11 protein-coding genes and 1 pseudogene are annotated in these 10,996 nt (G+C 50.4%); 9 read left to right on the top strand and 3 right to left on the bottom strand.

Going from position 1 to position 10,996, the window contains the following annotated elements:
* The 3 genes and pseudogenes from AC0N03_RS16640 to AC0N03_RS16630 all read left to right on the top strand — a co-directional run.
* Nucleotides 1-1,275 (top strand): porin, encoded by a 1,275-nt coding sequence (locus tag AC0N03_RS16640; protein WP_474290034.1) that lies wholly within the window; start codon nucleotides 1-3, stop codon nucleotides 1,273-1,275.
* Between the two features lie 72 nt (nucleotides 1,276-1,347).
* Nucleotides 1,348-1,920, top strand: coding sequence for a recombinase family protein (locus tag AC0N03_RS16635; RefSeq protein ID WP_474290033.1), 573 nt, complete (start codon nucleotides 1,348-1,350; stop codon nucleotides 1,918-1,920).
* Nucleotides 1,921-2,163: 243 nt separating this feature from the next.
* Nucleotides 2,164-2,337 (top strand): annotated as a pseudogene (locus AC0N03_RS16630) (transposase); the annotation flags it as partial.
* Nucleotides 2,338-2,413: 76 nt separating this feature from the next.
* Here the strand turns inward: AC0N03_RS16630 and AC0N03_RS16625 are convergent.
* The 3 genes from AC0N03_RS16625 to AC0N03_RS16615 all read right to left on the bottom strand — a co-directional run bounded on the left by AC0N03_RS16625 (nucleotide 2,414) and on the right by AC0N03_RS16615 (nucleotide 5,108).
* Nucleotides 2,414-4,279: a tetratricopeptide repeat protein gene (locus AC0N03_RS16625; protein ID WP_474290032.1), complete on the bottom strand. Its 1,866-nt coding sequence runs from the start codon at nucleotides 4,277-4,279 to the stop codon at nucleotides 2,414-2,416.
* 63 nt (nucleotides 4,280-4,342) lie between these two features.
* Nucleotides 4,343-4,747, bottom strand: coding sequence for a DUF6165 family protein (locus AC0N03_RS16620; RefSeq protein ID WP_474290031.1), 405 nt, complete (start codon nucleotides 4,745-4,747; stop codon nucleotides 4,343-4,345).
* A gap of 205 nt (nucleotides 4,748-4,952) precedes the next feature.
* Entirely contained in the window at nucleotides 4,953-5,108 is a 156-nt protein-coding gene (locus AC0N03_RS16615) for an integrase core domain-containing protein (RefSeq protein WP_474290030.1), read from the bottom strand.
* 689 nt (nucleotides 5,109-5,797) lie between these two features.
* Between AC0N03_RS16615 and AC0N03_RS16610 the strand changes: the two genes are divergently transcribed.
* From AC0N03_RS16610 to AC0N03_RS16585, 6 genes are all read left to right on the top strand, one after another.
* Nucleotides 5,798-7,225: a mannose-1-phosphate guanylyltransferase/mannose-6-phosphate isomerase gene (locus AC0N03_RS16610; protein ID WP_474290029.1), complete on the top strand. Its 1,428-nt coding sequence runs from the start codon at nucleotides 5,798-5,800 to the stop codon at nucleotides 7,223-7,225.
* Between the two features lie 38 nt (nucleotides 7,226-7,263).
* On the top strand, nucleotides 7,264-8,649 hold the full coding sequence (locus AC0N03_RS16605; RefSeq protein ID WP_474290028.1) for a phosphomannomutase: 1,386 nt from the start codon (nucleotides 7,264-7,266) through the stop codon (nucleotides 8,647-8,649).
* A gap of 98 nt (nucleotides 8,650-8,747) precedes the next feature.
* A complete protein-coding gene (locus AC0N03_RS16600) occupies nucleotides 8,748-9,311 on the top strand; it encodes a hypothetical protein (protein WP_474290027.1) in 564 nt (187 codons plus the stop codon).
* 94 nt (nucleotides 9,312-9,405) lie between these two features.
* Nucleotides 9,406-9,615: a helix-turn-helix domain-containing protein gene (locus AC0N03_RS16595; protein WP_474290026.1), complete on the top strand. Its 210-nt coding sequence runs from the start codon at nucleotides 9,406-9,408 to the stop codon at nucleotides 9,613-9,615.
* Entirely contained in the window at nucleotides 9,612-9,920 is a 309-nt protein-coding gene (locus AC0N03_RS16590) for a hypothetical protein (RefSeq protein WP_474290025.1), read from the top strand. Before AC0N03_RS16595 ends, AC0N03_RS16590 begins: the two co-directional genes overlap by 4 nt.
* Nucleotides 9,913-10,893 carry a DUF7146 domain-containing protein gene (locus tag AC0N03_RS16585; protein WP_474290024.1) on the top strand — a complete coding sequence of 327 codons (981 nt, stop codon included), beginning with the start codon at nucleotides 9,913-9,915 and terminating at the stop codon, nucleotides 10,891-10,893. The genes AC0N03_RS16590 and AC0N03_RS16585 overlap by 8 nt, the downstream gene beginning before the upstream one ends.
* Nucleotides 10,894-10,996 lie beyond the last annotated feature (103 nt).

Genomic DNA, 10,996 nt, shown 5'->3' with positions numbered 1-10,996 from the left:
GTGGCTGCTGTTTCCGCGCATGCTGCTGACCTTCCTTCGAAGAAGGCTGCACCGGCTCAGTACGTCAAGGTTTGCGACGCTGCTGGCGCTGGCTATTTCTACATTCCGGGTTCGGACACCTGCCTGAAGGTCGGCGGCTACGTTGAAGTCGACGCATGGGGCAAGAACATCAAGAGCGACACCGCTGCTCACCGCGGCCAGAACGCTTTCGACATCTCGACCGACGTTGAAATCACTGTCGACACCGTCACCAAGACCTCCTACGGCGATCTGACCACCCACATCGGCTACGAAGCTGACTCGGGCGCTTCGAACTCCTTCAACGGCAACGCCTCGGCTTACATCGACCAGGCTTACCTGACCTTCGCCGGCCTGACCGCTGGTCGTAAGGAAACCCTCTTCAACCACATTGAATCTGGCTACAACCATGCCATGTTCAACCCGGACTTCAAGTCGAACGGCATGTGGTACACCGCAGCCTTCGGCGGCGGCTTCTCGGCCACGATCGGTATCGAAGACGCCGTTTACAATCGCGGTGGTCTGTATGCCTACAATTATGGCACTTCATCTGCGCCGATAGTTGATCAGGCTTACAACGGCGGTCGTGCTCCGGACGTTGTTGCAGAACTCGCCGTCAAGCAGGGCTGGGGTGAAGCCGGTATCGATGGCGGCATTCACAGCGCTTCGATTTCGACCTACGGACCTAATGGTACCGGTTTGAATTATCTCGGCAGCACCACCAAGACCGGCTACGGCCTTGGCGCGTTCGTCAAGATCAACCTGCCGATGCTTGCTGCTGGCGACTTCATTGGCTTCCAGGCTAACTACGACCAGAACGCAATCAACTGGAGCGGCATGACCCGTTCAGGCCAGCGTTTCGGCCTCGGCGTGACCAATGCTGACTATGCTTACGACGACACCGATACCGGCCACAACCAGCATGCCTGGAACGTGATCGCCGACTTCCAGCACAACTGGACCCCGACGGTTTCGACCACGATCGGTGGCAGCTATGGTGAAAACCGCTACTCGAACGTTGATGGTCTTGATAACTCTGGCGCCGGTGGCACAACTGCATTTAACTACAATGCATGGGCTATTGGTCAGGTTACCAAGTGGACCCCGGTCAAGGGCCTCGAGTTCGGTATCGATACCACCTACATCCGCTACGAAGACAAGCTGAATGCCTATGCTTCTGGTGTTGCAGCTGAAAGCGGCTTGGCTAAGAAGTCTGACGACTTCCAGGTCGACTTCCGCGTCATCCGCTCCTTCTGATCTGAAGAGCGAGGCGTAAGCTTTCAGAAAGGCCCCGGTTCTCCGGGGCCTTTTTCTTTGTGAGTTCTAGCCATGCCGAAAACTTATGGGTATGTTCGATTTTCAGAACTCTCTGAAAATTTTAATCACGACCTTCGAACCTTCGACATTCAGCCTGACGAAGTCGTGTCAGAAATTGCACCAATCATCATTGAGGCAGCTGTCAGACCCAAATTTAAAGCTCTGCTGGAAAAGCTAAATAGGGGCGATCGCCTGGTCGTCGACAAAATCGATGGGCTTGGAAAGAACTTAGCTGATGTGCTTGCAACCGTTGAAATAATGCGTGCCAAAGAGATAGAGCTCTATTGTGCAACGTTCGGTCCTGTAAATGTTCTTGGAAGTGCAGGAAGCTTGATCATTTCCGCGTTCTGCGCAGTTCTGGAATTTGAATCCAAGCGCCTTTCTGAGCGAACATTGGAAGGCCATCAAGCGGCTCGACAGTTAAACAAACACCTCGGCAGAAAGCCGACCCCAATCACTCCTGAAGTGGCTCAAAAAATTAATCTGAAATTACTCGAAGGCCGTCCAGTCACCCAAATTGCGCGTGAGCTTGGTTTGTCTAGGAGCATTATTTCATATTACCGAGATAAAAAGCGGAAGAGTTGAAAGCTGCTTGGTTTGCGCGCCTGAAAGTTTGACTTGTCGGTGTAACAGCGAATGCTGTGCTGTTGTCCTCAAAGGCTGGTTCGTCGGCCGAGATAATGTCCGAAGCGATTTCCGTGGAGAGACTATAGTACCGGGGATGTTGTGCGAGGGCTCCGTTTGTATGAATTTTTTATCATGGGGTGACCTGCCACTGCAAATTTCCTCCATTTGGAACTAGAGTCCGGTCCTATGAGGAACGGACACATGAAGACGACAAGGTTCACAGAGGAACAGATTATTGGCATTTTGCGTAAACAGGAGAGCGGTGCGAAAGTCGCCGATCTCAAGCGCAAACACGCAATCTCCGAGGCAACGTTTTACAATTGGAAAGCTAAGTTTGGCGGCATGGGTGTGTCCGACGCCAAGCGGCTGAAGGCTCATTCGCATCGCCTCCCAGCAGCATCAGAAAGTAGCTTAATTGACCTAGGATACTGTCCAGTCAATGGCGAGTAGCTCAAAAATTTAGCGCCTGTTTGATTTCGCGGAATACTCCTTTCCAATCTCCTACGGTTTTCTGTCGAAACAGTCTGACCGATGGATACCAAGGGCTATCTTCCCGCTCTAGCATCCAGCGCCAGTCGGGAACAAATTGTAGGGCGACCCAGGTGGGCCGTCCGAGAGCGCCTGCCAGATGAGCAATGGCTGTGTCCGACGTGATGATTAGATCGCAATTCATCATGACGGCAGCACTATCCAGAAAGGCATTGTCCCCAGCGTCAAATTCCGCCCCGAGCGTCTCAACTCGCATTCCTTCTGGCAGTGAGTTGATCTGGCTTTCCCCCGCCCCCCGGTGCAGACTTATGAGCCTGACTCGGGGGTCGGCCGCTAGGGGTGCGAATTCTTCGAGGCGAAATGAGCGCCCTCGGTCAATTTTTTGTGTGCTGCCCTGCCAACATACGCCGATCTTAAATCCGTGATCTCCAATAATACGATGCCAATGCTCAATACGCGCCGGATCGGCACGTAAATATGACGCTTGAGAAGGAATGTCCGAAACCGAGTTTTTCAAAGCACCCGGTAAACTCATCAGGGGGCAATGAAAATCAAATTGCAATGCTTCACATCCCGCATCCACAAATGTGGCCTTGGTATTTAAACTCTGCATCAGCCTCAACAGCCGCTTTTGCGGCGTGAATAAAATCTTGGCTCCTAGCGCTTCAAGACAAAGGATATATCTACAGAACTGGATCGTATCTCCAAGCCCCTGCTCAGCATGAACGAGTATGGTTTTGTCTTTAATCTCTTCATGCCCAAGCCAAAGCGGCTTGTCGAAAGTCCGATGACCCAACGGTTCTTTTTTAAATTTTCTCCATTCATAGAGCTTCCAGCCCTGATCAAAGTCGCCTAGGGCAAGAAGTCTGAGCGCTTTATTAAATTTGGCTTCCGTATAGTGCGGATCACGCTCTAGTGCCTGATCATAGGTTCGCAAAGCCTCTTCAAATCTTCCCATGAAAAATAAAATATTTGCCTTATTATTATAAGCCTCAGCAAAATTCGGATTAAGACAAAGAGCCTTCTCAAGATTATCCAGCGCCTCTTGCGAGCGTCCTAGTCCTTCAAGCGCCAGAGCCCTGTTCAAATAGAGTGAGGGAAGCCCGCTATTATTAAGAATGGCTGCGTCGTAATCGTTGAGCGCTAATTGAAACTCGTCGACATCTTTGAATAAATTGCCGCGGTTAATGAGCGCAGGCAGAAATTTTGTATCGAACTCGAGGGCTTTATTATAGTTCACAATGGCTTCTTTTGTCTTTCCAAGAGCTGTTAAAGAATTTCCCATGTTAAAATAGGCAATGTGAGATTTTGGCTGAATGCGTAAAGCCACTGTATAGTTTTCGATGGATTCTTCAAAATTTCCGATTTCATACAGGGCTAAGCCTTTGCCTATATAGGCGGAAACATCGTCTGCCGAGATCATAATCGCTTTGTCGAAATGACTGACAGCTTCGCTGAACCGCCGGAGCGCATGCAGGCAAAGAGCGGCATTGTAATGCGCATTTGAGGACGTCGAATCCAAGGATATGGCTCTTTTGTACGCGGCGAGAGCCTCATTTTTTTCGCCAAGATCGAATAAGACATCCCCCAGCCAATGAAAAACATTTGCACGGTCTGGCGCAAGCCTTGCTGCTTTCTTTAAAGCATGAACGCTCAGGGTGGGACGCCGTGTCTTCATGCCAATGAGGCCAAGAAGACTTAAGGAATCGACGTGCTTTGGATGCCTTTTCAAAATTTTGTTTAAAATGGCCTCGGCATTGCCGTAATTACCAATTTTAAATGAATAGACCGCACCGTCGAAATCTGTTGAGAGCTGATCTTTCGCCAAATTTGATTCCTGCCCGATATTTTTGAATTTTAATTATTTTAATTTTATAATTTAAAATCTGATTTATATAATATCAGCTTTATTATATTTGAAATAACTTTTCTCTTCAATTATATCGCTCAATAAATATTCATTTATGATTTTTTTCACTGTAGCGCGCTGGTCGTTAATCTGATAAACGGCACGCGCAAGTTCGATGAATTTTTCACTAAAATCCTTTTTGAGTTCGAGGGCGCGGATATTATCCTCTATGTCCCAAAGTTTCTCGTTGATCTGCTTGAGCTCACGTTGCAAAATTTCAACTCTATTATCATTTTTAATGGCAATTTTGCAGATTTTTATTAGTTTTTCGTATTCGCTTTTTACATTTTTCAATTTTACTTCATCTTTTATCCGATCTAATTTTATTTCAAGAATGGTAATTTTATCAATAAGTTCGCCAAATGAGATTGGTATTGAAACAGACACGGATTTCTTCCTAGATCTTAGCTGGTCACGATATTTGACCCGATCTCCCTCCATTATTCTGGGAGAGCTTGAGGCTTGCAACTTGACATCATGCGAAGCTTTTTTCCACAACGATTTTCACTGCAAACTCATTGGGAGTCATGTTGCCTAGTGAAGTATATGGCCTGTTGCGGCTGTAATTCTCCTTCCATGTCGCGGTCTGCGCTCACTCTTGCGCTATTGATGAAAACAGCGTTTGGTTAAGGTATTCATCGCGGACGCTACCCGTGAAGCTTTCGAGGAAGCCTTTTAGCATTAGTTTGCCTGATGCGATGTGGTGCCGTTCAATACCGCTTTCCTGGCACCGTTTCAGGATGGCCATCAAGGTCAGTTCCGTGCCGTTGCCGGATAATTGTTAGCGGTCATCCTCGACGGACGATTATGGGATACGGTTCCTGCGCCACACGCAGGCCTGATAGAGACGTGTCCGCCATAAGCGCAAAGCATTCCCGCGTGAAGTCATCGACAACAGCCAGAACACGGAAGCGCCAGACGGGTTCACTTCCGTTAAAGCTGAGCGAAGCTTCAAAATTGTTAATTCTCGCTTCAGATTAACTCAGTTGTTCACTCTACGCTGATCCGTTTTGACTTAATTAAAGTACTGAAATTTATAAAAAATTTTTAGATAAAGCGGATCAACACTAAATGGAAAAACGGGTCACCCCGAGAAGAAAATCAACACATAACCGTTACATTGATGTTTTAGGGGGTCATTGCGGCGCCTGCATCAAGCCCGACTATTTTGACGACACTGCGTAGAATATACCCGCTGTAATTTGGACTGTCGATGATGTCTGGCTGTCTGGCATGTTGAATTTAAAGGGCGTTAACATCTGGACTAATCATAACGGATATGCGCCGCACTCAGATTTATATATTTTGAAGCATAATCCATTATATACTCATATTGAAAATGGCGTGGGTCGCGAAAGTGCGAACAAAATGTGTATTGAATACATGCAAGATAATTTTTGCGTTTGGAATCGGTGAGGCATTTTAGGGTAAAAAAATATGAAAATACTGCCGGTAATAATGTGTGGCGGCTCGGGAACGAGGATGTGGCCGGAATCACGCCGCAGCCTACCGAAGCAATTCATTCCGCTAATGGGTAAGCTCTCTACGTTTCAGTCTATTATTGAGATCGTAAGCGACCGTACACTTTTCGAAGAGCCATTGGTGCTTAGCAATACAGATTACGCCTTTCGCGTAGCTGAGCAATTGGCGGATATCGGACAAAAAGCCACGATCGTACTTGAACCATGTCCGCGCGACAGTGGGCCAGCAGTTGCTGTTGCAGCAGTTCTGGCTGCCCAGCAGAATGCTGAGGCTATCGTTGCAGTTTTTGCAGCAGATCATGTTATTCAGGATGGTTCGGGCTTTGCTGAATTGTGCAGGCAGGCCGCGCGAGCAGCAGCAAAAGGGTGTATTATCACTTTTGGTGTTGTCCCCGATCATGCCGCGACGTCCTACGGTTACATCAAGCCAGGTCAGGAATTGGATACTGTAGTAAACATTCGAGAAGTTGATGGATTCGTGGAAAAGCCTGATGCCGTACTTGCTCAGCGCTTTATAGAGCAGGGTTATTTGTGGAATTCGGGCAATTTCGTGTTTCGTGCCGACGTGATGTTGGCAGAAATGCGTGAGTTCCAACCAGAGATGGTAGAGGCAGCCGAAGCAGCTGTGGCCGACATGGAGCCCGATCTTGATTTTTTGCGGCTCGGTGCTGTGGCTTTCGCCAAGGCGCCAAAAATATCGATAGATTACGCTGTTATGGAACACACAAAAAAGGCTGCTGTTATTAATGCCGATGTCGGCTGGTCGGACGTCGGTCTCTGGGAGACAATCTGGCGGCTATCTTCGAAGGATGGTGCTGGCAATGTTTTGCAAGGCCGGGCCGTCGCAATGCAGTCGCGTAATTTGCTGGTTCGATCGCAGGAGCGATTAACTGCAGTTATTGGACTTGAAGACGTGATAGTGGTGACAACAGCGGATGCAGTGCTGGTTACTCATGCCAGTCAGACTGATAAAGTCAAACAGTTGGTGGCGCAATTAGAGCAAGATGGCGAACCGGAGGCTACCAATCACCAGCGCATGTATCGTCCTTGGGGTTATTATCAAAGTATTGACCTTGGCACCCGCTATCAGGTTAAGCGCATCGTTGTTAGGCCTGGCAGAACGCTGTCACTACAAAGGCACTATCACCGAGCAGAACATTGGATTGTCGTTCAGGGAACAGCCGAGGTGACGCGCGGCACTGATGTGGAGATTCTGCATGAAAATCAATCGATCTATATTCCTATAGGCGCGGTGCATCGCCTAGGTAATCCGGGCAAAATTGATCTCGAATTAATTGAAGTGCAGACTGGCTCCTACCTTGGAGAGGACGATATCGTGCGCCTCGAAGATGCGCATGGCCACGATAAGCGAGAACCGGCCTAAACTTCGCAAATTGCGTCAATCGGTTTGTGAGAGCATTAATGACACCAAAATTCGGGACCAGCGGAATAAGAGGTCTCGTCATCGATCTAACTCCCGAGTTCGTGACCACGTATGTCAACGCCTTTCTTAGTGCTTGTCCAACGGGCAGTGGGCTTTACGTGGCACGTGATCTTCGTCCGTCTTCACCTCAGTTAGCTGCGTTAGTAATCGAGACAGCCCGCGTAGCAGGAATTAACGTTACCGATTGCGGCGAGACGCCTACGCCTGCTCTTGCGCTGGCTTCGATGAACGCGGGTGCAGCGGCGATTATGGTCACTGGCAGCCATATTCCAGCCGACCGCAATGGATTAAAATTCTATCTGCCTGGCGGCGAAATATCTAAGGCAGATGAAAGTGCAATTCTGGCTGCCGTGCGTCATTGGTCCGCTTTTAAAAACACCCACCGGGGGACGATTTCTCAAGCTGACCCAGGCCCCGCCTGGGTCAAGCGATATGTAAACGCATTCGGAACAACGGCGCTGGGGGGGCTCAAAATAGGTGTTTGGGCGCATAGCGCAGTATGCCGAACTTTGTTGATGAGAGCCTTATGTGAAATGGGTGCCGAGGTCGTTGAAGTGGGCCGAACAACGGAGTTCGTGGCCGTTGATACAGAATCTATCTCGGCATCGGTACGATCCCGCCTTGCGGATTGGGTCGTCGAACATAAACTGGACGCACTGATTTCGACCGACGGCGACGGCGACAGGCCCCTAGTAGTCGATAATACCGGTCGAGTGATACCGGGCGATGTTCTGGGGCAAATTACGGCTTCGGTAGTAGGCGCCGAACATGTAGTTACACCTATCAATTGCAACACAGGTATTGAAGCTAAAGGAATATTCTCTCACGTTTTGCGTACAAAAATCGGCTCGCCGTTTGTCATAGCCGGGATGAAACAACTTGGTGGACGCGTAGTTGGCTATGAGGCAAATGGTGGCTTTCTTTTAGGCTTTGCTGCTAACCTTTCGAAGGGTATTCTGCCCCCGCTCGCAACGCGTGACAGCTTATTACCTATCTTAGCCACACTCTCTTGTATCCAGACTGAGGGACTTGCGGCGCTTATAGCTAAGGAGTCCGCGCGATTCACTGCTACTGATCGTTTGCAGCATGTACCCAGTGAAGTTGCTCATTCCTTTATTGTTGAATTTGAAACGATTTCGGAACGGCTCATAACGTTCTTTAAAAAGTTAGATGAAGAGCCAGTCGCTATTAACCAAACAGATGGATTACGCGTGCAGCTTAAGTCGGGTCGAGTGATGCATTTTCGCCCCTCCGGAAACGCACCGGAATTTCGTGTTTACGTCGAGGCAGAGACACAAGCTACAGCATACGTGTTGCTTTCAAACGCTTTGAAGCTGTGCCGAGATCTTCAACAACCTCCTTAGCTCGCCTGTTTGTGGCCTATTTTGTTGGTATCAGAGCTGTTGCTATGATCGAGAGCCAAAGTGCTGAGGTATTGCCTGTTTTTTCGTGAGGACATGACATGGCTGAAGAAGAAGACGAAAATTCGAATGATCGGCAAAGACTCGACCAAGCCTCTGTCGATTTTGAACGCAGATATTGGACAGCAAATCAGGCATTAGCTTGGATCACCTACCGTGATCCAACGAAAATTAATTCGGGCTGGCGAGCCGCAGTTTTTTATGATGACCCGTCGACGACGCACGCAACAGTGTTTGACGCTAACCCAAGAGGAACGCTTCTTGAGTGTCTTCAGGCCGACAAAATTGCCGCCTTTCATCCCCAGAAGGGCAAGCTTGCGCGTGACGATCTTGCCTTTTTATCAGAGCAGACGCTTTCCGAGTTGCGATTCGAGCGAGAACAAATCATCGATTGCTTTCCGCTTCCGGTGCAGGACGGCCGTCCGAGTTTGCGAGAATTCTTGACAGCAAGTTTTAAGGAGCGAAACGGCCATCTGCAACAAAAGTTTGCCTTCGAATTGGCCCGAGCTGCGGGTTATACCGAGCCTCGCAAAATAATTGTTGAGGAAGTTAAGCTATTGAATCCAAACGCTAAATCCGGAAGAAGACCGCGCAAAATCAATTAGCCCGTTGCACGGGCCAATTCGGTTCGAATGGACTTTTCGACGCAGGAGCCGAATCGGTGCTCACTTGGATTGTCAAGAACGAGGACAATTCAAGATGGATGACGAGAAAGACAAATCACAGAAAAATCGGCCAGAGAAGTTGGCTTACTCTGTGCCAGAATTTCTCTGCGCCTTCGGCATCGGCCGCACGGTGTTTTATCGCCTGGTGAAGGCCGGCAAGATCAGGGTTGTGCGGCTGGGCGGCCGCACGATCATCCCAAGCTCTGAAGTCGCGCGCATTCTGGCTGAGGGGTCACGCTCATGAGCCGCCCCTATTTTTCCAAAATCAACAGTGCGGCGATGGCTGCGCTTCCTGCCGTTCTGGCCCGCATCCTCCCCGACGGCAAAGCTGTCGCCGGGGAATGGATCGCCCGCAATCCGACGCGCGCCGACCGCCATGCCGGATCTTTCCGGATTTCGCTGATCAACGGCCGCTGGGCCGACTTCGCCACCGGCGATAAGGGCGGCGATATTATCGCCCTCGTGGCTTACCTCGAAAACATCAGCCAGGGCGAGGCTGCCCGCCTGCTGACCGCGATGCTGGGGCTGAAAGGGGGCGGAAATGATTGATCAATTCCTTGAACCCCTGACCACTGCTGAACTGGCGGCGGCGTCGAAGGACGAAGGGCCAGATCGCGACGAGACAACCCGCATTGCAAAAGCGCGGGAGATTGTCAGGCAATCCGTACCGATCAAAGACACGCCTGCGGCGCTGTATCTGGCCTCGCGCGGCATTGACCCAAGCGACGTACCGGTCAGTGCCGTTAAGTTTCATGCTGCGTCTTGCGCGATCGTGTTTCTCGCGCGCGATGGCGAAGGAAAGGGCAAAGCCGTTCAGCGCGTGATGCTTGAGCCGGACGGCAACGCTAAGGAGACCGAACCCTCGCAGAGCGGCAAACGCCGCAAGCTCAAAATCACCAACGGCGTGCTCAAGGGCGCCGCTATGACTCTGAACGGCGAAGGAGAGGTTCTGATTTGTGATGGCCCCGAGGATGCTTTGAGCCTGTGGCAGGCGACGGGCAGACCGGTCAAATGCGCCTTCGGTCAGAGCAACTTTGCCTATGTCCCGATTGATAAAGAAATGCCCGTCACGATTGTGGCCGATCGTGACGGGCCGGACGTTTCGAAATCACTCATCAACGAAGTGACAAAACTACACGAAAATGGCCATCGCGTCACAATCGCCATGCCGGACGATCCGGCTTACAAGGACGCCAACGCCATCCTGATGGCCTTCGGACGTGAGGCGGTGCGCCGCCTGGTTGATGACGCCAAGCTGCACGTCGTTCAGGCGGATGAACCACTGCCGCTATTCGACACTCCGGCCGCACCGGAGCCCTATCCCACCGAGGCGTTGGGCAACACCTTGGGCAAGGCAGCGCGGGCGATTGCGGCCCGTGTCCAGGTACCCGATGCCATTGCGGCGCAGAGCGTTCTGGCGGTCGCGTCGCTGGCCTGCCAGGCACTTGCAAATGTGGAGCTGCCTTATGGTCAGACGCGGCCCTTGAGCCTTTATTTTCTCTCCATCGCCGAGTCGGGCTGAATAGCCCCGAGTTTTCTAGACACCTTGCAGTTTCAATTTTTGCTGCTGCTCGAAGTCAGCCGGTGACAGCATGCCGTTTCTGACATGCTTACGTTGCGGGTTA

Source organism: Methylocystis sp. sgz306128 (assembly GCF_056032725.1).
The sequence above is the reverse complement of the archived record's forward strand: the minus strand, read 5'-3'. Positions and strand labels throughout refer to the sequence as shown.